The organism is Arthrobacter methylotrophus (assembly GCF_039539965.1).
GTDB classification, from domain to species: Bacteria; Actinomycetota; Actinomycetes; order Actinomycetales; family Micrococcaceae; genus Arthrobacter; species Arthrobacter methylotrophus.
Map to the genome: position 1 here is coordinate 4,713,517 of NZ_BAABED010000001.1, position 20,786 is coordinate 4,734,302.

The 20,786-nt window shown below is 64.6% G+C and carries 19 protein-coding genes and 1 riboswitch; of the genes, 14 read left to right on the forward strand and 5 right to left on the reverse strand.

Going from position 1 to position 20,786, the window contains the following annotated elements; translation table 11 throughout:
• Positions 1-3: 3 nt before the first annotated feature.
• The 5 genes from ABD884_RS24260 to ABD884_RS24280 all read left to right on the forward strand — a co-directional run bounded on the left by ABD884_RS24260 (position 4) and on the right by ABD884_RS24280 (position 3,971).
• Positions 4-609 carry a TetR/AcrR family transcriptional regulator gene (locus ABD884_RS24260; RefSeq protein WP_345053587.1) on the forward strand — a complete coding sequence of 202 codons (606 nt, stop codon included), beginning with the start codon at positions 4-6 and terminating at the stop codon, positions 607-609.
• 48 nt (positions 610-657) lie between these two features.
• Entirely contained in the window at positions 658-1,704 is a 1,047-nt protein-coding gene (locus tag ABD884_RS24265; RefSeq protein WP_345053591.1) for a Gfo/Idh/MocA family protein, read from the forward strand.
• 215 nt (positions 1,705-1,919) lie between these two features.
• Positions 1,920-2,576, forward strand: coding sequence for a hypothetical protein (locus tag ABD884_RS24270; RefSeq protein ID WP_345053597.1), 657 nt, complete (start codon positions 1,920-1,922; stop codon positions 2,574-2,576).
• A gap of 133 nt (positions 2,577-2,709) precedes the next feature.
• Complete coding sequence (locus tag ABD884_RS24275; RefSeq protein ID WP_345055277.1) at positions 2,710-3,261, forward strand: RNA polymerase sigma factor; 552 nt, start codon at positions 2,710-2,712, stop codon at positions 3,259-3,261.
• Positions 3,258-3,971 carry a hypothetical protein gene (locus tag ABD884_RS24280; protein WP_345053605.1) on the forward strand — a complete coding sequence of 238 codons (714 nt, stop codon included), beginning with the start codon at positions 3,258-3,260 and terminating at the stop codon, positions 3,969-3,971. The genes ABD884_RS24275 and ABD884_RS24280 overlap by 4 nt, the downstream gene beginning before the upstream one ends.
• Before the next feature lie 97 nt (positions 3,972-4,068).
• On the opposite strand, the gene ald is transcribed toward ABD884_RS24280, so the two are convergent.
• On the reverse strand, positions 4,069-5,187 hold the full coding sequence (ald, locus tag ABD884_RS24285) for an alanine dehydrogenase (protein WP_345053613.1): 1,119 nt from the start codon (positions 5,185-5,187) through the stop codon (positions 4,069-4,071).
• Positions 5,188-5,405: 218 nt separating this feature from the next.
• Here ald and ABD884_RS24290 point away from each other — a divergent pair, with 218 nt between their 5' ends.
• Positions 5,406-6,620 (forward strand): PucR family transcriptional regulator, encoded by a 1,215-nt coding sequence (locus ABD884_RS24290; RefSeq protein ID WP_345055282.1) that lies wholly within the window; start codon positions 5,406-5,408, stop codon positions 6,618-6,620.
• Positions 6,621-6,763: 143 nt separating this feature from the next.
• On the opposite strand, the gene ABD884_RS24295 is transcribed toward ABD884_RS24290, so the two are convergent.
• Together ABD884_RS24295 and ABD884_RS24300 are read right to left on the reverse strand one after the other, a co-directional pair.
• On the reverse strand, positions 6,764-7,735 hold the full coding sequence (locus ABD884_RS24295; RefSeq protein ID WP_345053619.1) for a hypothetical protein: 972 nt from the start codon (positions 7,733-7,735) through the stop codon (positions 6,764-6,766).
• A gap of 2 nt (positions 7,736-7,737) precedes the next feature.
• A riboswitch (cyclic di-AMP (ydaO/yuaA leader) is annotated at positions 7,738-7,888 on the reverse strand.
• 201 nt (positions 7,889-8,089) lie between these two features.
• Positions 8,090-8,491 (reverse strand): helix-turn-helix domain-containing protein, encoded by a 402-nt coding sequence (locus ABD884_RS24300; protein ID WP_345053627.1) that lies wholly within the window; start codon positions 8,489-8,491, stop codon positions 8,090-8,092.
• Between the two features lie 48 nt (positions 8,492-8,539).
• Here ABD884_RS24300 and ABD884_RS24305 point away from each other — a divergent pair, with 48 nt between their 5' ends.
• A complete protein-coding gene (locus ABD884_RS24305; RefSeq protein WP_345053636.1) occupies positions 8,540-9,310 on the forward strand; it encodes a TetR family transcriptional regulator in 771 nt (256 codons plus the stop codon).
• Positions 9,311-9,421: 111 nt separating this feature from the next.
• Positions 9,422-10,669 (forward strand): acyl-CoA dehydrogenase family protein, encoded by a 1,248-nt coding sequence (locus ABD884_RS24310; RefSeq protein ID WP_345053644.1) that lies wholly within the window; start codon positions 9,422-9,424, stop codon positions 10,667-10,669.
• Positions 10,670-10,920: 251 nt separating this feature from the next.
• Here the strand turns inward: ABD884_RS24310 and ptsP are convergent, their stop codons facing one another.
• Positions 10,921-12,609: a phosphoenolpyruvate--protein phosphotransferase gene (gene ptsP, locus ABD884_RS24315; protein ID WP_345053650.1), complete on the reverse strand. Its 1,689-nt coding sequence runs from the start codon at positions 12,607-12,609 to the stop codon at positions 10,921-10,923.
• Between the two features lie 117 nt (positions 12,610-12,726).
• Here ptsP and ABD884_RS24320 point away from each other — a divergent pair, with 117 nt between their 5' ends.
• From ABD884_RS24320 to ABD884_RS24330, 3 genes are all read left to right on the forward strand, one after another.
• Positions 12,727-13,449 carry a TetR/AcrR family transcriptional regulator gene (locus ABD884_RS24320; protein WP_345053655.1) on the forward strand — a complete coding sequence of 241 codons (723 nt, stop codon included), beginning with the start codon at positions 12,727-12,729 and terminating at the stop codon, positions 13,447-13,449.
• A gap of 68 nt (positions 13,450-13,517) precedes the next feature.
• Positions 13,518-15,488 carry a PTS mannitol transporter subunit IICBA gene (locus ABD884_RS24325; RefSeq protein ID WP_345053660.1) on the forward strand — a complete coding sequence of 657 codons (1,971 nt, stop codon included), beginning with the start codon at positions 13,518-13,520 and terminating at the stop codon, positions 15,486-15,488.
• A complete protein-coding gene (locus ABD884_RS24330) occupies positions 15,488-16,636 on the forward strand; it encodes a mannitol-1-phosphate 5-dehydrogenase (RefSeq protein ID WP_345053664.1) in 1,149 nt (382 codons plus the stop codon). Before ABD884_RS24325 ends, ABD884_RS24330 begins: the two co-directional genes overlap by 1 nt.
• A gap of 174 nt (positions 16,637-16,810) precedes the next feature.
• Here ABD884_RS24330 and ABD884_RS24335 read toward each other — a convergent pair whose 3' ends face one another.
• Positions 16,811-18,295, reverse strand: a complete 1,485-nt coding sequence (locus ABD884_RS24335; protein WP_345053669.1) for an amino acid permease — start codon at positions 18,293-18,295, stop codon at positions 16,811-16,813.
• 159 nt (positions 18,296-18,454) lie between these two features.
• On the opposite strand from ABD884_RS24335, the gene ABD884_RS24340 reads away from it, so the two are divergent.
• The 3 genes from ABD884_RS24340 to ABD884_RS24350 all read left to right on the forward strand — a co-directional run bounded on the left by ABD884_RS24340 (position 18,455) and on the right by ABD884_RS24350 (position 20,737).
• Entirely contained in the window at positions 18,455-18,958 is a 504-nt protein-coding gene (locus tag ABD884_RS24340; RefSeq protein WP_345053672.1) for a GNAT family N-acetyltransferase, read from the forward strand.
• A 74-nt stretch (positions 18,959-19,032) separates the two neighbouring features.
• On the forward strand, positions 19,033-19,488 hold the full coding sequence (locus ABD884_RS24345) for a MarR family winged helix-turn-helix transcriptional regulator (protein ID WP_345053677.1): 456 nt from the start codon (positions 19,033-19,035) through the stop codon (positions 19,486-19,488).
• 28 nt (positions 19,489-19,516) lie between these two features.
• Positions 19,517-20,737 carry an MFS transporter gene (locus ABD884_RS24350; RefSeq protein ID WP_345053680.1) on the forward strand — a complete coding sequence of 407 codons (1,221 nt, stop codon included), beginning with the start codon at positions 19,517-19,519 and terminating at the stop codon, positions 20,735-20,737.
• Positions 20,738-20,786 lie beyond the last annotated feature (49 nt).

The following is a 20,786-nucleotide window of genomic DNA, read 5'->3' on the forward strand; positions in this document are numbered from 1 at the left end:
CTTGTGAGCCTCATCCCCATCCGGCCCGAGTTGCCCTCGGGGGCACCGCCGGAGCGTAGCGACGCCGCGCGCAACCGCGAACGGCTCCTCCAAGCTGCCAGGGAACTGGTGGCAGAGCACGGTGTGGACGCCGTCACCATGGACATGCTCGCTTGCCGTGCCGACGTCGGGAAGGGGACGGTCTTCCGTCGCTTTGGCAGCAGGGCGGGACTCATGATGACCCTCCTGAGCGACGCCGAGGCGGACTTCCAGCACCAATTCATCTTCGGTCCGCCACCCCTCGGCCCGGGAGCGCCTCCACTTGAGCGGCTCATTGCCTTCGGCGAGGCCCGCATCAAATACGTCGAAGAGTACGGCGAGCTGGCCCGCGCCGCGGCAGAGCATTCCCCGCAAAACCGGCACGACGCCCCGCCAGTGGTCTTGTGGCACCGGCACCTCGAGATGCTGTTACGGGAAGCCGGCCTCAGCCGAGATCCGTGGCTACTGGCCCATTCACTCGGCGCCACCCTGGATCCCGAGCGCATGCTCCATTCCCTCCGGGAGCACGGCATCACGCCGGAACGCTTGGCGGCCTCCTGGCGCGAGCTTGTCACCCGATTGTTGCGGTAACGCTGACACGACCTTCGCCCGGCTACCTTGGCCCGGTAGCGTAGCGGCATGACCCACACAGCCATCCGCACCGCCGTCGTCGGCTACGGCCTTTCGGGCAGCGTCTTTCATGCTCCGTTCATCGCCGCCCATCCCGCGTATTCCCTTGACGTCATCGCCACCTCGGACGCGGGCCGCAAAGCCAAAGCGCAGGAGCGGTATCCCGGCACGAGGATCGTGGACAGCCCGGACGACGTCCTGGCGCTTGCAGGGCAACTGGATCTCGTGGTCCTTGGTACGCCGCCCGCAACGCACCACCCGCTCGCGAAGGCCGCGCTGGAAGCCGGGCTCGACGTCGTCGTGGACAAGCCATTCGCCGTGACCAGCGCACAGGGGCAGGAGCTGGTTGAACTGGCCGGGCGACTGGGCCGGGTGCTCACGGTCTACCAAAACCGCCGCTGGGACGGCGACGCGCTGACCGTGAAGAAACTCCTCGACGCCGGAACCCTGGGCGAGGTCATGCGTTGCGAAGCCTCCATGGAGCGGTGGGCGCCTGCCATCAGCAAAGCGTGGAAGGCAAGCGCCACGGTCGACGACGGCGGCGGCCTGCTTTTCGACCTGGGCACCCATTTGCTGGACTTGTCCCTGCAGATGTTCGGCCCTGCCGAGGTTACTTATGCCGAAATCCTGGCGCGACGGCCCCAAGAGAAGGCTGATGACGACGTTTTCCTTGTCCTGAAGCACGTTTCCGGCCTGATCAGCCACGTGGCGATGAACGTCAACAGCCGGCTTCACGCTCCACGGTTTCGCATCCTGGGCAGCAAGGGCGGCTTCGTCAAGTACGGAATCGATCCGCAGGAGCCGTTCATCGTGGCGGGCGGACTCCCGACGGACGACGGCTACGGCGTCGACGATCCACAGCACTACGGCACCCTGGAAATCGACGGCGTCCGGACCACCGTTGCCACGGAGCGCGGCGCCTACCAGGAGTTCTACCGAATCTTGGCCGAGAAGATCGTCGACGGCGGCGCCACCTCTGCTTTGCCGCTCCCGGTGGATCCGGCCGGGCCAGTTGAGGTACTCAAGCTGATCGAGCAGGCCAGAGCCCTCGCCTAGACCCGCGCGAACTGGCAGCAGATTCCCCCAAACCGCGTGGGAAAGGTCAACTGCTGCCAGTTCGCGCGAAGAGGAGGGTGAAAATTTCTTGGATCGGGCGTAACCTCGCCGCGACCGCCAGCGATGTAGAGGGAGTGCGGACCGTGTCCGCACTGATCATCCGGTAGCGACAAAGCCGCCGCCGGAGCAGTCCCAAAACGTTTGTCGGAGGTTTCATGTCCTTGTTCACTGTCCTTGCCACCAGCAAAATCGCAGCCGGCGTCCTTGCCGCCGGAGCTGTAGCGGTTGGCGGAACCGGCGTCGCAGCCTTCAACGGAGCGCTTCCCGGCGATCTGCAGAAGAGCGCCCACGACCTAGTCGGGGCTCCTGCGCCGATCGCCTCGAACGCTGCAGACGCCTCCAAGACCGCCACGTCGAAGGCCACTGACGCCGCTGCCGACGCCCGGTCGAAGGCCACTGACGCCGCGGACGATGCAAAGTCCACGTCCACCGCAGCAGCCACCTCGGCCAAAGCCACCGCCCCTGAAGCATTCGGCCTCTGCACCGCCCTCCTCAACGGTGGCCTGAAGGCTGACGCCAAGGTTCCCGGCTACTCCTCCCTGGTTGTGGCCGCCGGCGGCGAAACCAACGTCAAGGCCCACTGCGCAACCGTGGTGGCCGAGGGCAAGGCTGCCGGGCTGAAGGCCGACGGTTCGGCTTCCGCCAAGGCCGACGCCGATGGAACCGCCGCGCTGCCGGCAACCCCCGCCGTGCCGGCCGTTCCCGCAGTGCCGTCCACCCCGGCTGTACCGGCTGTACCGGCCGTTCCCGCCGTGCCGTCGCAGGTTCCCACCACGCCCGTGCACGTGCCGGCTGATTCTGTCCGCCCGTAACACCACGGCTACGCTTGAACGGCGGGGTTCCTTGCCGAAATGACAAGGAGCCCCGCAATGCAACAGACGGCGGCAGTGGTCATTTCCCCGGCCAAGGAAGATGACCGTGCTGCGTGGGATGGAGGGGTCGCGGGTGCTTGACCCTTTGGCTGAAGAATATTTGCAGGCGGACGAGGATGATCGAGCCCTGCTCTTCACGGCTGCCTACAACAACTTTTCCGGACAGGTTCTTGGATACCTGCGCGCCCGCGGAGTAGACGATCCGGAAGCAGTCACGCAGGACGTGTTCCTGGCCCTCTATCCCAAACTGGATTCCCTCCGCGGAGGCCTCCAGGGGGCGAAGTCCCTGCTTTTCTCCATCGCGCATGCCCGGATGGTGGATCATTACCGCAAGCGCGAGCGGACTCCGGATTCCGCGCCCTATGAACCCGATCTGGACGTGCGGAGTGCGCCTTCGGCTGAGGACCAGGCATTCGGACATAGGGACGGACTGGGCGTGACCGAGTTACTGGCCGACCTCAGCACCGACCACCGCGAGGTCCTGGCATTGAGGGTCGTCGCGGACCTCTCGGTAGAAGAAACAGCGGACATCATGGGCAAGTCCCAAGGAGCCGTGAAGCAGTTGCAGCGCAGGGCATTGAGTGCACTCAGAGAACGTGCACTACTAAGGAACGGCACACCATGAGCGAAAAATCCGCGTCCTGCGGCGAACAGGGCATCGACCGCCTGCTTGCTGAAGCCGGACTCGATGAAGCGTACGAGATCCGGCCGGAGCTGCTGGAACTGCGCGCCCTCGCGGGCGCCCGGCCACAGCCATCGGCCGCCGTGCAAGCCCTGATGGTGCCTGCACGCGTCGCGGCTGTCCCTCGCGCGGCTGCACCTGCACCTGTTGACGAACTGGCGGCCCGCCGTCGTCAGAAGGGCCGCATGACCTTCGCCGCCGTTGCCGTTGCAGCGTCCCTGGCGGCCGGGGCCACTGCCGCTGCGGCGTCCGACGGCGGCATCCCAGGCACCATTGAGCATCTGGGCGCGGCAGTGGGGGCCGTCGTCAAGCAGCTCACGCCCGGATCGGGCGGCAGCGCTCCACGACAGCAGGGGACACCTTCCGGACAGGGTCCCACGCCAAGCCGCGAGACCAGCGTTCCCACATCGCCCACCCCGGCGCCGAGCAGCCCGGACACTCCCGGCAGCAGCACGCATCCCACGCCGCATTCGACTCCCGGGACCACAGCACCCGGTTCCCGGACGGGGGATCCCCACAAAGGACTGCAGGACGTAGCGAAGGGCCGGCCTTCACCGGTGACGATTCCGACGCCCGCATTCCCCACGCCCACGCTCCCATTGCCTCAGCCCGTTCCCTCGGTGGTTCTCCCGGGCAACCCGGTCAAACCGTAGTAACGGTGTAACCACTTAAATCACGACGGCGGGGTGCGGCTTCCCAAGGAAGCCGCACCCACACACCGTTTATCGGACAGTCCCGGCTTGTTAAAAGCTAGGCGGAGACCAGGTTGTGCCAGTCGGCCACGAGGGGCAAGCCGTGTGCTTCGGATACCGAGCGGTGTGTGACCTTGCCTGCGGCGATGTTGAGGCCGGCTGCGAGGGCGGGGTCGCGGTCGAACGCGGCCTTGACGCCGAGGTTGGCCAGGGCCACGGCGTAGCGCAGGGTGACGTTGGTCAGTGCGTAGGTGGAGGTGTTCGGAACGGCGCCGGGCATGTTGGCGACGCAGTAGAAGATCGTGTTGTGGACCTTGTAGGTGGGTTCCTGGTGGGTGGTGGGGTGGGTGTCCTCGAAGCAGCCGCCCTGGTCTACGGCGATGTCCACGAGCACGGAGCCGGGCTTCATGCGGGAGACCAGCTCGTTGGTGACCAGTTTGGGGGCTTTGGCGCCCGGGATCAGGACGGAGCCGATCACGAGGTCCGCGTCGATGACTGACTTTTCGATTTCGTACGCGTTGGAGGCGACAGTCTTCAGGCGGCCTTGGTAGAGGGTGTCCAGTTCGCGCAGGCGGTTGATGTTGATGTCCATGATGGTGACGTCGGCGCCGAGGCCTAGGGCCATGGCGGCTGCGTTGGTTCCGGCGACGCCGGCGCCGAGGACAACGACTTTGGCGGGGCGGACACCCGGAACGCCGCCCAGCAGGACGCCCTTGCCACCCGCCGGAGCCATGAGGGAGGAGGCGCCGACGACGACCGACAGGCGGCCGGCGACCTCGGACATCGGTGCCAGGAGGGGAAGGGTGCGGCCGTCCTGGACGGTTTCGTAGGCGATGGCCGTGACGCCGGAGTTGATGAGTTCCTGGGTCAGTTCAGGTTCCGCCGCGAGGTGCAGGTAGGTGAAGAGGATCAGGTCCTTGCGGAAGCGGTGGTATTCGGCCTTGATGGGTTCCTTGACCTTCATGACCATGTCGGCGCCTGCCCAGACGTCGTCGGCTTCGGCTACGATTTCCGCGCCGGCAACGGCGTATTCCTCGTCTGTGATGCCGGAGCCCACGCCTGCGCCCCGCTCGACCAACACGGTGTGTCCGTGGGTGCGGAACTCATGAACCCCCGCGGCGGTGATGGCAACGCGGAATTCGTTGTTCTTGATCTCTTTGGGGACACCGATAATCATTTTGGGCTCCATGTTCGAAAGGCTTCAACGGCCTTTTTCTGCGGGGGACTGTGTTTCCAGAATAAATCCGCTGTGAGGCAGGCGACACGAAAGGTGATAGCCGTCTTAGCGGACTTCCGCATGATTTCAAGGTTTTCGCCTTGGCAGACTCGACATTTGTCGATGCTGGAAGCGTCAGGTGTCGCCTGATGTTCGTCGAGCAAAGTAGTCTTTCCTCCATGCAACAGGACGTGGAAAAGATCGTCGAGGATGTCGCGCTCAAGTTGGGCCGCGGCCTCTCCCTGGAAGATCTCGACGGCGTCCTCCTCGCCTACAGTTCCAACCAGTCCCACGCCGACAGGGTGCGCGTGAATTTCCTGCTGAGCAAAAGGGTCCCACTGGACGTCAGTGCATGGCAGCTCTCGCACGGCATCGCCACCGCGGTGCGTCCCGTCGTCGTGCCTGCCAACGAAGAACTCGGCATGGTGGGGCGGGTCTGCGTCCCGCTGCTGGTCCGCGGTTTCCGCGTGGGATACCTCTGGGTCCAACAGGACCTTGACGAGCAAACGGCGACGGCGATCCTCGCCCAGCTGCCGGGCGTCCGGGACGAGTTGGACCTCCTTTCGGGGCTGCTGCTCGATTCAAACACTGCGGAGTCCGAGTTCCGGCGTCAGCGGGAGCAAGACTTCCTGGCCGCATGCCACGGCGAATCCAACGCCGTGGCAGCAGTGGCCGGATGGAAGGAAATCCAAGGCAGGGGTCCGTGGCAACTGGTGACCGTGCTCGACGCGGAGAACAGCGGCGGCGTCGCCGATCCCATCGCGGCCACCTTGACGCACCGTTCCGCCGCGCTGCAGGCCACCATCGGCGTCGACTCCGTGCTTTTCAGTGCCGGCACTGAGACGCATGCGGTCTTGTTGTTCCGTGAAACAGCTGGCAGGGCCGAACACGCCCAGGTCCTGGTCCATTATCAGCTGGAGCTCGCCAAGCGCGCCGGCCGGAGGGTGGACCGGGTCATTTTGGGCATCAGCGAACCGTTCTCGGTTATCCGCCAACTAGGGCGGGCGTACCGCCAATCGAAGCTCGCGGCCCAGGCGGCCGCCGTCGATCCTCGACTCGGCGAGCTCGTGGACAGCCGCGCGGCAGGAATCTACCAACTATTCGAGCGCTTGCAGGCGCCCGGCGGTTGGGACGATTCGAGCTCGTCCAACTTCCAGGCGATCGAGGATGCCGACCGCAACGGGGAGCTCTTGCCCGTGCTCGAACTGCTCTACGACAGCGACGGCTCGGTGCAGGAGGTGGCCGCGACGCTGCATCTGCATCGAAGCAGTATCTACAACCGGCTGGCCCGGGTGCGGCAGCTCATTGGTGCTGATCCTCTGAACGGTGTGATTCGGCTTGAATTGCACGCGGCGTTGAAGGCCCGGCGGTGGGCTGTGCGACCGCGGATCTGAGGTTGCGCCGGCTCAGTGCCTCGACAACCTCAACCGGAGGCCGCAGTGCCAACGGTCCGGGCGGCGTTGAACCGCTGGCATCCAAGGGCGTGCGCAACACTGTCCGTGCCACTGGACAGAAGGTGTTTTGTGCGGTCCCATCCTCACTGCAGGGCCTGGCTTGCCGGGTCCAAAATTGTGCCCAGATCCAGGCCTGACTGAGCGGGCTGCGGTGAACCCGTCGAGGCGCTGCGCTTTCCCGGTGGCTTCGAGTGAGCTGGCGGCGTCGGAGAGGACGGGTCGCTCGGCGAGGGGGACGGAGAGGACGGGTCGCTCGGTTCCGGCGTCGGGGTTGGGGCCGGTGTGACCGTGACCGGTGGAACCGGGCCGGGGGCAGGAGCCGGCTGAGCGGGGGCGGGAACGGCTGGCGCGGGGGCAAGGATCGGGGGCAGGGTTGACGGGATGACCGAAGGAACCTGAACCGAGAGTGACGGTGCCGGAACGCTGGAAGGTGCGACGGCGGGCGTGCCTCGCGGGGGTTGCGCCGGCTCCGCGGTTTGACCTGCTTTGGCGGTTGGCGTGGCTGCCGAAAGTGAAGCGGTTGCGGTGGGGGAGATGCTGGCCGCTGCGGAGGGGGGGCCGGACAGGGGGGAAGCTTCGGTATTTGCCGTGGACACGTCTTGGGCCGGGGATTCGTGCCCGAAGAAGGGCAGCTCGAGGGCCTGGCTGACGGAAGCTGCCGCCAGCAGGATGCCCAGGGCTCCTGTCACCATTACCATCCGGTGGCTCATCGTCCGGACGGTTGCAGTCTTCTTGAGGACGATATGCGGTTCCTGGTTGAACGACGAACCGGTGAAGGACGCCGGAGCATGGTTGGGACGCGAGGCCGTGTGTGCTTCCGCGGTGGCCTCGGTGGCGATCATCGCTATGGCTGCAGTCTCGCTGGTTTGAGCCGCTCGTTTCCGTTCGGCCGCTCGGGCGGCCGCGCGGGTGGTGGGTACCGCCGTCGAACGTGAAGGTTCAGATGCTGGCGCCGGAATGAACGGGGCGCTGCCTTCGGCACGACGGCGTCCGCTTGGTTTGGTGCGCTCGCGCGCCACTTGGGCACGACGAGGCTGATCCATGGTTGGGGACACGGTGATTGCCTCTCAACGCCTTCGAGGTTAGCTGTCGGGTTCGGACGAGGCCGTCCGGCCGCGCGTGGCGGCTTCACCCCAAGGGCCCATGGAGAACTAGGCCCGGAGACTCTGGGTCCCCCGTCTCTGCCGCGGTTCTGGCGGATTCCGGGTTGCGGCAGAGCTCGGCGTCAGCCCGGAAGCGGCCCGCTGGGGATTGGGTCGCGCCCTCGACGTTACAACAGCCGCACGGTAAAGTCACATTTGGGTAACGGGGCGGATGGTCGGTATTCCTCCTCCGCGAGTCCCCGACAGACGTGGTAGGCGGGTGACTCCAGCGGCAGCGAGCTCTACCGCCGAAGAACCACCCCTTCGCTACTCGCTGGTGCTTTCCCCGTCCGCCGCCGGCTTCTTGCTCTTCTGTGTCTCCAGCCACGCCATGATGTCCGCGAGCCGGATGCGGCGGTGCGTGCCGCGGTATTCGACAGGGATTTCGCCACGATCGGTCATGTTGCGCAGGTAGGTGTGCGAGATCCCCGCAAGTTCAGCCGCCCGCGACGTTGTGAGCATTTCCTCCACGCTACTGACCGTCACTGCTTCGCCGCGGCCTAGCCGGCCAAGGAGGTCGACCACGGCGTCCCTGGCCTCATCTGGCAGCCGGTGAACGGTGCCGTCCACGAAAACGGTGATGTCGTTGCTGTCCTGGAGCGAGCGTGCCAGGTTCCGGGCGTCGTCCAGGGCCAAGCCGGGCGTCACGCGGGGAGCTATCAATGCCATGGCAGAAGCCTAGCTGTATGCCTCCTCTATCGTGTTAGATTCACGCCTATGGTCAATTACCCAGCCGTTCCGGATCCGGGCACAGCCGTCGCTACGGCAATCGAGCTCCTGGCGCGGCAAGGGTACGAGGCGACATCCGTGGATGATCTCGCCGAAGCAACCGGCATGAGCCGCAGTACGTTCTTCCGGAAGTTCGGCTCCAAAGAGGACGTTGTGTTCGCGGACCACGACCGGATACTGGCGCGGGTTCAGGAACAGCTTTCGCGCACGACGGCGGATCCGTTTCGTCCCGTTGTGGATGCGGCGCTCTTGGTCTTTGGCCACCATGTGGGCAATCGGAAGACCTCCCTCGCCCGCTACGAACTTCTGCACCAGGTACCTGCTCTTCGAGACCGCGAACTCGTCATGACGCATCGCTATCAGCGCGCCTTCCGGAACCACCTCTTGTCTGCCCTGCCCGTGGGGGAGAGCCGGGAGGTTACCGCCGTGGCCTTCGCTGCAGCCGTGGTTGCCGTGCACAACAGCATCCTGCGCCAATGGCTGCGGGCAATTGCTGCTGGTGGGGAACAATGCGAGGGCGTCGAGCGCGGCGAGCGTGATGCGCGGGAAGCCGAAGCCCAAGGGTTGGCCGTCCGGCTCGGGCGTGAATTGGGCGCTTTGGCCGATACTTTTGCCCGGGTTTCAGCCGGCGAGGCGAGCAGTGTGCCAGCCGGAGCGTCGTCCGCGGAAAGTGGCCGTCCCGCCGTCGTGGTTGCTGTCTTTGATCCGGCAGCGGGCACGGAAGAGATCCTTCAAGCGGTCCGGGACGCCCTGGCTTAGCTCTTTTTCGACGCCGGCGTCGGATTTTGCTGAAACTGAGTTCCTTGACATGAAACTCAGTGTCAGCGCATGCTGGGAGCGGAGAACGCAACCCTGAGTGAGGAACCACCCATGACCACGACGTCCGAGAGCACTTCCGAAGAACTCGATGCCGTTTTCCCGGCGGGCACCATGGAGCCCGAGTATGTCCTGGGCGGCGCGCTGGATCCGGATCCCGCCTCCGTCTTCAAGGACGTCAGCCACGAGGATCGGGCCTACTGGGACCGCGCCCGGACCTTCGTCCAAGACGAGGTCCTTCCTGTGATCGCCGGGTACTGGGAGCGCGCGGAGTACCCGCTGCACCTTGTGAAACGCCTGGGCGAGCTCGACCTGCTGCGCGACGGAATCGACGTGGACGGCTTTCCGGCCATGAGCAAGACCGCTGCCGGGCTGGTCACCATGGAACTGAGCCGCGGCGACGGCTCCATGGGTACCGTGGTTGCCGTCCAGGGCGGTCTGGCTTTGCGTTCGGTGGCTGAATGCGGTTCCCCGGAGCAGCAGGCCAGATGGCTTTCCTCGCTGGCCCGAGCCGAAGAATACGGCGCCTTCGCCCTGACTGAACCGGCGCACGGCTCCGACTCGGTGGGGCTTGAAACGACCGCAACCGCCGCCGCCGGCGGTTATGTGCTCAACGGCGAAAAGAAGTGGATAGGCAACGGTTCGATCGGCGGGCTGACGGTGGTGTGGGCCCGTGGCGACGACGGACAGGTTCATGGCTACCTCGTTCCGCAGGATTCTCCGGGCTATTCCGCCACGACCATTGACGGCAAGCTCTCCCTCCGGGCGATCTGGCAGGCGCACATCCGGCTTGAGAACGTCTTTGTGCCGGTGAAAAATGTCCTGCCGGGTGCCCGGGGCTTCAAGGACACGGCCCGCGTCCTCTTGGCGACCCGGCTGGGAGTGGCTTGGTCCGCCGTCGGGCATGCCACGGCCTGCTACGAGACGGCGGTGCAGTACGCAGGCCAGCGCCAGCAGTTCGGCCGCCCTTTGGCTGCCTCGCAGATTGTGCAGGAGCGACTTGCCCGGATGCATTCCGAGCTCGCGACCATGCAGCTCATGGTCATGCAGATGACCCGGCTGGACGAAGAAGGCGTCCTGACCCCAGCGCAGGCGGCGCTCGCAAAGTTCACATGCACCCGCACCGCCCGAAGCGTTGCTTCGAATGCGCGGGACCTGCTGGGTGGCAACGGAATCCTGTTGGCCAACCGCGTGGCCCGGCACTTCGCCGACATAGAGGGCATCCATACCTATGAAGGCACGGAGACGGTCCAAGCCTTGATTATCGGACGCTCCATCACGGGTATCTCCGCCTTCGCCTGAGCGCCACCCCCGGGCCCCCCGCCACCCCTGTGCACCCCCCTGACGCTCGCTCATCTATATGGCCAAAGTCGCGGACGCTCGCTCGGATATGAGGCGAATCGACGGGACGCTCCTGCAATCTGCACAAGCGCGCCTTTTCGGCCGGTCCTGTTTCTGCAGGAGGGTTTGGCTGGGGGCCGTCATACGTGAGCGAGGATCGGGTGACGACGTCGCCCTTCGCCGCACCAAGCGTCATGAGCGAAAGGATGCTGTCAGAGCCCGAGTTCCTCAAGGATTGGCAGCTTGGCGCGGACCCAGGCCTTTGCGTCAAGCGCATCAGGTGCACTGAGCGCAAGCCGGGCCAGCTCCTGCGCCTGCTCCAGGGTCACCGTCTTCAGTACGGTTCCGACGGCGGCCAGCGAGCGGGCGGTCATGGACAGCGTGGATACGCCCAAACCAACCAGTACGACGGCGAGGGCCGGGTCCGCGGCCGCTTCACCGCAGACGCCCACGGGTTTGTTGTTGCCTTCTTCCGCTGACCCGGCAACCGTCAGCTGCACGAGACGCAGGACGGCAGGCTGCCACGGGGTATTGAGGTCGGCAAGGGGGCCGAGCTGCCGGTCGGCGGCCATGGCGTACTGGGTGAGGTCGTTGGTGCCCAAGGACGCGAAGCCCACGTGGCGCAGGACCGAAGCCGCCGTCAGTGCCGCAGAAGGGACTTCCACCATGACGCCGGGTGTCTTGATTCCCGCGGCGCCGCACAGTGCGGCAAAGCGGGCGGCTTCCGCCTGCGTCGAGATCATGGGCGCCATGACCCACACGTCGGCTTCTGATTCGCTGGCCGCGATGGCGATGGCCTCGAGTTGGCGTTCCAAAACGCCGGGCGTGGTGAAGTCGGTGCGGTAGCCGCGCACGCCGAGGGCCGGGTTGGGCTCGGTGGCGTCGGTGAGGAAGGGGAGGGGTTTGTCGGCACCGGCGTCAAGGGTCCGGAGCACTACCTTCTTGCCAGGGAAGGCGTCGAACACGCCCCGGTAGGCGGCAGCTTGTTCCAGTACGGTCGGCTCGGTGTCGCGTTCCAGGAAGCAGAATTCGGTGCGGAACAGCCCCACTCCCTGGGCGCCCAGCGCGGCGGCCGCGGCAGCGTCCTTGGCCCCGCCCACATTGGCGAGAAGCGGTACCAGGTGGCCGTCCGCCGTCGTGCCGTTTCCGTCAAAAACCGCCAGAGTGGCGGCATTTTCGAGCCACGCGCGGGCGGCTTCCCGCTGTTCGGGGGACGGTTCGAGGGCGAGGGAGCCCGCGGCGCCGTCGACGAAGACTTCGGCGCCGTCCGGGATCTCGTCCACTCCGCGCGCGGCGACGACGGCGGGCAGCCCGAGCGAGCGCGCGATGATCGCCGTATGGGATTGCGGTCCGCCGCCAGAAGTGACCAGTGCTGTCACGACGGCGGGGTCCAGCGTTGCGGTGTCGGCGGGGGCCAGGTCTTCGGCCACCAGGATGAAGGGAGTGTCCGACGCCGGGATGCCCGGGGCGGGGACGCCGCGAAGTTCGGCGACGATCCGCGCGCGGACGTCCAGGACGTCGGTGGCTCGTTCGGCCATGTACCCGCCCAGGTTGTGGAGCATTTCCGACACGGATGCGCCGGCTTCCCAGATGGCGCGTTCGGCGGAGCTGCCGTTGTTGTTGATGAGCTTGGTGGCCGACTTCAGGAGCATGGTGTCCTTGGCCATCAGTGCGGTGGCTTCGAGCACGGCCTTGCCGTCACCGCTGGCCTTGTCCGCGCGTGCTTTGAGTTCGTCGTGGACTGACTGGGCTGCCGTTTTCAGTCGCGCGACAGCCTCTTCCGCGGTGGTGGAAGAGGCTAGCTGCTCTCCCGACGGCGGTTCGCTGACTGGCTTGGGCATCTGGCGGATAGTGCCAATGACGCGGCCGGGGCTGACGCCTACTCCTTGGAAATTCTGCACTGAAATCCTCTGTTCCTGCTCTCGGATCGGACCCACCGGCTACGGCGCCTCGAGTTCCGAACAAATCTCCTGTGACTCACTTCATATAGCATTGCTATAGGTGCTAGGGTAGCGGCTATGAGTTTCGATGACCAGCTTCCGCCCAAAACTCGGCTGCTCCGTGCAGCTGCCGAGTTGCTGGCGAGTTCGGACGGGTCACCGGTCTCTACGCGCCAAATCACCAAACTCGCCGGCGTCACGGCGCCCACGCTCTACCACCACTTCGGCGACAAAGAAGGGCTGTTCGACGCCGTCGTTGCAGCCGGCTTCGAGGAGTACGTAGCGGGAGAGCGGGACTTCTCGCCCTCTGGGGAACCCCTGGAGGACGTCAAACGGATGTGGGACAATCACGTCCAGTTCGGGCTGACCCAACCGCACCTCTACTTGGTGATGTTCGGCAACATCCGTCCGGAAAGCAGGCCGGCCATCGTGGCTGATGCCGAGTCGCTTTTGGAGGAAATGCTGAGCAAGGCGGCCATTGCCGGGCAGATCAACGTACCCCCGCGGGAGGCAGCAAGGAGCATCTTGGCAGCCAACGTTGGTGTCACGCTCATGCTCATTGCAGAACCCCTGGAAGACCGGAACCTCGAGCTCTCCACCATGACCCGGGATTCCATGATTTTCGCCGTGTCCACGGATACAGCCCGTGGCGCCGCAGCAGACGACTCCGGTAAGTCGTCCGTTGTTGTTGCGGCAATCGCGCTGAATGCTGCACTCCAAGCCTCGCATTCAGACCAGCTATCCAGTTCGGAGTTGAAGCTTTTCCTTGAATGGCTTCACCGAATCTCCAGCAGCTCCTAGAGCTGTCCTTCTTCGAGAGATATCGACTGACCCCGCACTGCTGTGGGGCTCACGTTAGGAATTCACACATGGCAACAGTGTCAGTTGCGAAACCGCGCACCAGCGTGCGCGTTGGTGTCCAAAAGTTCGGAACGTTCCTGTCCGGCATGATCATGCCCAACATCGGCGCCTTTATTGCATGGGGCATCATCACCGCCCTGTTCATCCCGGCAGGGTTCTTACCCAACGCGGACCTCGCCAAACTTGTGGCTCCGATGATTACGTACCTGTTGCCGCTCCTGATTGGCTACACCGGCGGCCGGGCGGTTCACGGCATCCGCGGCGGCGTGGTGGGAGCCGTCGCCACGATGGGCGTGATTGTTGGTACGGACATCCCCATGTTCATCGGCGCCATGATCATGGGCCCGCTCACGGCCTGGATCATGAAGAAGCTCGACAAGGTATGGGAAGGCCGGGTCAAGCCGGGCTTCGAGATGCTGATCGACAACTTCTCCGCGGGCATCGTCGGTGCCGCCTTGGCCATCTTCGGCATGTTGGTGATCGGCCCGGTGGTGAAGGCTTTCAGTGACGGTGCGAGCGCCGTCGTCGAATTCCTCGTCCACAACGGCCTCTTGCCGCTGACCAGCATCTTCATCGAGCCAGCCAAGGTCCTCTTCCTGAACAACGCCGTCAACCACGGCATCCTCACGCCGCTCGGCACCGAACAAGCGCTGCAAAACGGCAAGTCCATCCTGTTCCTGCTCGAGGCCAACCCCGGTCCCGGCGTCGGTGTCCTGCTCGCTTACATGGTCTTCGGCAAGGGCCTGGCACGCGCGTCCGCTCCTGGCGCCGCGCTGATCCAGTTCGTTGGCGGCATCCATGAGATCTACTTCCCGTACATTCTCATGAAGCCGATCCTCATCCTCGCCACCATCGCAGGCGGCATGACCGGCATCTTCACCCTGGTGGTCACGGGCGCGGGGCTGCGTTCGCCGGCAGCGCCGGGCAGCATCATCGCGGTCTTTGCCGCAACAGCGAAGGACAGCTACGTGGGCGTGGGCCTGTCCGTGCTCCTCGCGGCCACAGTCTCGTTCCTCATCGCTTCGGTCATCCTGCGAACCAGCAAGACCACCGATGTGGACGCGCTGGGCCAGGCAACGTCCAAGATGGAAGAACTCAAGGGCAAGAAGAGCTCCGTTTCCTCGAGCCTGCTGGGCGCCGGCGGCGGTACTGCCGTCCTGACCCGTCCTATCCAGAACATCGTGTTCGCGTGCGACGCCGGCATGGGCTCGAGCGCCATGGGTGCCTCGGTACTCCGGAACAAGATCAAGGCAGCCGGTTTCCCCGACGTCAAGGTCACCAATTCCGCCATTGCCAACCTCAGCGACACCTACGACGTTGTCGTGACGCACCAGGACCTGACCGAGCGCGCCCGCCCGGTAACCGCCAGCGCCGTGCACGTCTCCGTGGACAACTTCATGAACAGTCCCCGGTACGAGGAGATCGTGGAGCTGGTCAAGAGCAGCAACGCCGAGCCCGGCGCCGAGGGCACGACGGCGGCTGCCGAACCGGCCGCTGGTGCCCAAGCCGCCCAGCCGGCCACCGCCCAGGCGACCGTCGTCGGGGGCAAGGATGTCCTGCTCCCCGAAAGCGTGATCCTCGAAGGATCCGCAACGGACCGCGACTCGGCCATCGACGAAGCCGGCAAGCTCCTGCTGGACTGCGGCTCCGTGGATATGGGCTACATTCACGCCATGCATGAGCGCGAGGAATCCGTGTCCACGTACATGGGCAGCTTCCTGGCCATCCCGCACGGCACCAACGCGGCAAAGAACCACATCCTGCACTCGGGTGTGTCGATTGTCCGCTACCCCGAGGGCATCGACTGGGGTGGCAAGCAGGTCAAGTTCGTCGTGGGCGTCGCCGGCATCAACAACGAACACCTCCACATCCTGTCCTCCATCGCCAAGATCTTCACGGACAAGGCGCAAGTGGCCCAGCTTGAGCAGGCCACGTCGGTGGATGAAGTGCTGGATCTGTTCGGAAAGGTCAACGCATAGTGAAGGCAGTCCATTTTGGGGCAGGGAACATCGGGCGGGGATTCGTCGGCTTGCTGCTGCACGAGGCTGGATATGAGGTGGTCTTCGCCGATGTCGCGGATGCCTTGATCAGCCAGCTCGCCTCCGCATCCTCCTATGAGGTCCACGAGGTGGGCGAAAATGGCGACGTCAAGACCGTGAGCGGGTTCCGGGCCCTGAATTCGGGCTCGGAGGAGGCTGCCGTCGTCGCGGAAATCGCGACGGCGGACCTCGTCACCACAGCGGTGGGGCCGCATATCCTCAAGTTCGTGGCACCGGTGATTGCCCGGGGCATCGCCGGCCGCTCGCCGTCGTTGGCTCCGCTGCAGGTGATGGCGTGTGAGAACGCGATCAATGCAACGGACCTCCTGCATGCCGAAGTGGAAGCCGCTTGGGACGGCGCCGCTGGCGACCTTTCCTCCGTGGCGGTGTTTGCGAATACCGCGGTGGACAGGATCGTCCCCACCCAGGCGCCGGGTCAGGGCCTGGACGTCACTGTGGAGACCTTCTATGAGTGGGTCATCGACCGGACTCCGTTTGCGGGGGCGGCACCGGTGATCCCGGGAGCGACTTTAGTGGACGAGCTCGGTCCCTATATCGAACGGAAACTGTTCACGGTCAACACGGGCCACGCCGCGGCCGCGTACTTCGGCTATGGCGCCGGGCTGGAAAAGATCTCTGATGCCATGGCGGACGCCTCCATTGCTGCCCGGGTGCGGGCGGTATTGGAAGAAACCAAGCAGCTTCTCGTGACCAAGCACGAATTCGTCGAGGCGGAGCAGGAAGCGTACGTGCAGAAGATCCTGTCCCGCTTCTCCAACCCGTACCTGCCGGACACCGTGAACCGGGTAGGCCGTGCTCCGCTGCGCAAGCTGGGCCGGCACGAACGGTTCATCGGTCCGGCTGCGGAACTCGCCGAGCGCGGAATCACTCCTGTTGCCCTTCTCGATGCGATGGCTGCTGCCTTGCGTTTCGACGACGGAGCGGACGACGAAGCTGTGGAGCTCGCCCGGATTCTCTCCGAGATGGACGCCGCCGAGGCGGTCGAGCGCATCACGGAACTGCCGCCGTCGCACCCGTTGTTCCCGCAAGTGCGGAAGCTGATCGAAGACCGCAAAGCCGAGTCCTAGGCTCCCCGCCGACCCTCCTGCACGTTTGGGGCCGTTTTCCCAAACGCTCACTCACTTTTGGACCGATTCTTACCGACCCTCCTGCAGATCTGACGGCCACTACGCGAACCCTCCTTCACATCATGATGTGAAGGAGGGTTCGTCGTTCGTGGCGCTTAAACGTGAGCGGGCGTCTTAGCGTGCGGCGGTCTCGACGGCGGTCTCGACGGCGGTCGTTTCGGTTTCGGCCATCGCCTGCCACTCCGCGACCCGGGCCTGGTGCAGCGGCGACTTCCGGACCAGAGCGTAGGCGACGGCGAGGATGACGAACCAGATGGGCGTTACGAGCAAGGCCGTGAGGGTGTCCGGCTGGGTGGTCAGCGCCCAGACCAGGAAGGCGAAGAATGCGAAGACCACCCAAACCATCGGGATGCCGCCGGGCATTTTGAAGCTCGATCCCTCGTGCAGGCGGGGCCGGCGCTTCCGGAAGACGAGGTAGCTGGCCAGGATGATCGACCAGACGAACATGAAGCAGACGGCGGAGACCGTGGTGACCATGTCGAACGCTGCCCCGATGTCCTTGCCCGCGTAGAGCAGTGCGACGCCGCCAAGCAGCAGCACGCAGGACAGGAACAAGGCGTTCTGCGGTACCTTGCGGCTGGACAGGCGGCCGAACACCTTGGGGGCATCGCCGTCGTTCGCCAGGCCGAACACCATGCGGGAGGTCGAGTAGATACCGGAGTTGGCCGAGGACATGGCGGAGGTCAGGACCACGAGGTTCACCACAGTGGCCGCGATGCCCAGGCCGGCCAGCGAGAACATGGCGATAAAGGGGCTGTGGCCTGCCTTGAACTCGGTCCAGGGGATGACGGACATCAGGATGATGAGGGCGCCTACGTAGAAGAGCATGACGCGGACCGGGATGGCGTTGATGGCGCGGGGCAGGTTGTGCTCCGGATTCTTTGTCTCGGCTGCGGCAGTGCCCACCAGCTCGATTCCCACGAAGGCAAAGACCGCGATCTGGAAGCCGGCGACGAAGCCCATGAATTCCTTGGGGAAGAAGCCGCCGTGGCTCCAGAGGTTGGTGAAGCTCGCGGCTCCGGCGTCGGACGTGAATCCGGTTGAAATCATCACGATGCCAACAATGATCAAAGCTGCGATGGCAATGATCTTGATGAGGGCGAACCAGAATTCGGTTTCGCCGAAGGCCTTCACCGTGGGGAGGTTCAGCAGCAGCAGGATGGTGATGGTCGCGAGGCCAGGAATCCAGAGCGGTACCCCCGGCCAGAGCTCATTGGCGTAACCTGCGATGGCGATGACATCGGCCACGCCGGTTACTACCCAGCAGAACCAGTAGGTCCATCCTGTGAAGAAGCCCGCCCACGGTCCGAGGAGGTCGCCCGCGAAGTCGCTGAAGGATTTGTAGTTCAAGTTGGAGAGCAGGAGCTGACCCATGGCGCGCATGACGAAGAACAGCATGAAGCCGATGATCATGTAGACGAAGATCACGGACGGCCCCGCCACGGAGATGGTCTTTCCCGAGCCCATGAACAGGCCCGTGCCGATGGCGCCGCCAATGGCAAGCAACTGGATGTGCCGGTTGCTCAGCGAGCGCGCCAAGTGCGGCTCGCTGTCATTGCTGGAGGCAGTGCGTTGCCCCGTGGTTGTCTGGTCAGACATATGTGCATCCTTCGGGTCATTCGCCGCAATGGTGATGTGGCTAACAAATCTGCTAGTCCAAACTAACTCGAAGCATCCAAAAAACCGTGATTGATCGTTTTACCCAGAATTCATGACGTTTGTGGAACCGAAGCCACCAGCCTGTGTCAGGCTGGTGTTATGAGTCACGCAAATCCCGGATTGAAGCCGCTGTTGAGCATGGTTCTGGACGAAGGCGTCTTCACGCTCCGCCGGGCCCATTGGGAGGATCTTCCGGCCATTCTGAGACTGCTCGCCGCGGACCAGTTGGGCAGTTCCCGCGAAAACGCAGAGGACGTTGGTCCCTATCTGCAGGCGTTCCAACAGATCAACGAGGATCCTGCCCAGCTGCTGGTGGTGGGCCACTTGAACGGCACTTGCGTGGCGACATTCCAGTTGAGTTTCATCCCGGGCTTGGCGCGAAAAGGTTCTTTGCGATGCCAGATCGAGGCCGTCCGTGTCGCCGCCGAGCTGCGGGACCAGGGGGTCGGTGCCGCAATGATGCAGTGGGCCATCGAGGAGGCCCGGCGCCGGGGTTGCACTTTGGTTCAGCTCACCAGCGACAAGTCTCGCAAGGATGCCCATCGCTTCTACGAACGGCTTGGATTCGTGGCCAGCCATGAGGGGATGAAGCTGGCGCTCTAGCCGGTAATTCCCTCGAGATCCTGGACCTTGCATCCCTTGATATTTAGGCTACCTAACTGTTAGGATACCTAAATATGAATACCTATCAAGCTGACGATTCACTCCTTGGCCTCGCCCAATCATTCCGGGAGGCCTTGCGGCAGAGCGTCTACGTGATGCGCCGCCTCGATTCCGAGGAGCAACTCAGTTCCGCGCAGCTTGGCGTCCTCAAGATGGCGCTCGACGGCGGTGCCCGCGTCGGAGAGATCGCCCGGAACCTCGGGGTCAAGGTTCCTAGCGCCACGGAGCAGATCATCAAGCTCGAGCGCGCAGGTCTCGTTAAGCGCGAGGCAGACCCGGATGACTCCCGCGCCGTCCGCGTCGTTGCGACCGCGGCGGGGCGTGCCGCCGTCGAAAACGCAGACCGCCGCCGCAATGAATTCATCGCCGGGATTCTCGCAACGCTGAGCCAGACGGAACGCGACGCTGTCGAGGCCGCCCTTCCGGTGTTCGGCAAGATCGCCAACCTCAATAGCCCAGTCCAGAACTGAACAAGCAAAGAAACTAGGAGAGCAGTCCATGAACGGCCAGCTCGCAGACCAACTGCAGCCAGCGGAAGAAACCCTCGAGGCCGAGAAGGCCTCGTTCCTCGAGCAGCCCAAAGCTGTGTGGGCCACGGCGATTGCCGCCGTCTTCGCCTTCATGGGCATCGGCTTGGTGGACCCGATCCTGCCGGCCATCGCCAAAAACCTTCAAGCCAGCCCCAGCCAGGTGTCCCTGCTCTTCACGAGCTACTTCTTGGTGACCGCCATCGCGATGCTCGTGACGGGCTTCGTTTCGTCGAGGATCGGCGGCAAGAAGACGCTCATGATCGGCCTGGCGCTGATTGTCGTGTTCGCGTCGCTGTCCGGCTTGTCCGGCAGCGTGGGTGAGCTGGTCGGATTCCGGGCTGGTTGGGGACTTGGCAACGCCCTCTTCGTGGCCACAGCGCTTGCCGTGATTGTCGGTGTCGCGAGTGGTGGAACGGGAACCGCCATCATTCTGTACGAGGCCGCCTTGGGTCTGGGTATCTCCCTCGGCCCGTTGCTCGGCGCACTCCTGGGCGGCTGGCAGTGGCGTGCACCTTTTTTCGGCACCGCGGTCCTCATGGCCGTTTCCTTCATCGCCTTGCTGGCCCTCTTGCCCAAGACCCCGGCCACGAAGGCGCGTTTGCGTGACCCGCTCCTAGCCTTGGGCCACAAGGGGCTTCGCACCACTGCAGCCAGCGCGTTGTTCTACAACTACGGCTTCTTCACCATCCTGGCTTTCACCCCCTTCATCCTGGGGATGGACGCTTACGGTATCGGCGCGGTGTTCTTCGGTTGGGGCGTGGCGGTGGCCGTGTTCTCGGTCTTCGTGGCGCCCGTGCTGCAGCGCCGCTTCGGCACCACGAACGTCCTCGTCGGCACCCTCGGGGCCCTCTTGCTGGACCTTGTTGGGCTGGGACTCGCCGCGGGGCACTCGGTGACCGCCGTCGTCGTGCTGGTCATCGTGGCAGGAGCCTTGCTGGGAGTCAACAACACGCTCTACACCGAGCTGGCAATGGAGGTTTCCGACTCGCCGCGCCCCGTGGCGTCCGCCGGTTACAACTTTGTGCGCTGGATGGGTGGAGCACTGGCACCCTTCATCGCGGCACAGCTGGGCGAGCACTTCGGGCCGCAGGTTCCGTTCTTCGCCGCGGCGCTGGCCCTCGTCTTCGCGATCCTTGTAGCCGCCGGTGGACGCCGCTTCCTGAAGTCGCACGAACCACACCTCGTGTAGCCCCCCAAGTAGCTCGCATTTGTTGTCGTTCTGAGCCTTCAGAACGACA

Coding starts and splice junctions, on each gene's coding strand:
- ABD884_RS24290 (WP_345055282.1), top strand. CDS start 5,406: ATGCAACAGGACGTGGAAAAGATCGTCGAGGATGTCGCGCTCAAGTTG.
- ABD884_RS24265 (WP_345053591.1), top strand. CDS start 658: ATGACCCACACAGCCATCCGCACCGCCGTCGTCGGCTACGGCCTTTCG.
- ABD884_RS24335 (WP_345053669.1), bottom strand. CDS start 18,295: ATGTCTGACCAGACAACCACGGGGCAACGCACTGCCTCCAGCAATGAC.
- ABD884_RS24280 (WP_345053605.1), top strand. CDS start 3,258: ATGAGCGAAAAATCCGCGTCCTGCGGCGAACAGGGCATCGACCGCCTG.
- ABD884_RS24305 (WP_345053636.1), top strand. CDS start 8,540: ATGGTCAATTACCCAGCCGTTCCGGATCCGGGCACAGCCGTCGCTACG.
- ald (WP_345053613.1), bottom strand. CDS start 5,187: ATGATTATCGGTGTCCCCAAAGAGATCAAGAACAACGAATTCCGCGTT.
- ABD884_RS24270 (WP_345053597.1), top strand. CDS start 1,920: ATGTCCTTGTTCACTGTCCTTGCCACCAGCAAAATCGCAGCCGGCGTC.
- ABD884_RS24320 (WP_345053655.1), top strand. CDS start 12,727: ATGAGTTTCGATGACCAGCTTCCGCCCAAAACTCGGCTGCTCCGTGCA.
- ABD884_RS24300 (WP_345053627.1), bottom strand. CDS start 8,491: ATGGCATTGATAGCTCCCCGCGTGACGCCCGGCTTGGCCCTGGACGAC.
- ABD884_RS24345 (WP_345053677.1), top strand. CDS start 19,033: ATGAATACCTATCAAGCTGACGATTCACTCCTTGGCCTCGCCCAATCA.
- ABD884_RS24310 (WP_345053644.1), top strand. CDS start 9,422: ATGACCACGACGTCCGAGAGCACTTCCGAAGAACTCGATGCCGTTTTC.
- ABD884_RS24325 (WP_345053660.1), top strand. CDS start 13,518: ATGGCAACAGTGTCAGTTGCGAAACCGCGCACCAGCGTGCGCGTTGGT.
- ABD884_RS24340 (WP_345053672.1), top strand. CDS start 18,455: ATGAGTCACGCAAATCCCGGATTGAAGCCGCTGTTGAGCATGGTTCTG.
- ABD884_RS24350 (WP_345053680.1), top strand. CDS start 19,517: ATGAACGGCCAGCTCGCAGACCAACTGCAGCCAGCGGAAGAAACCCTC.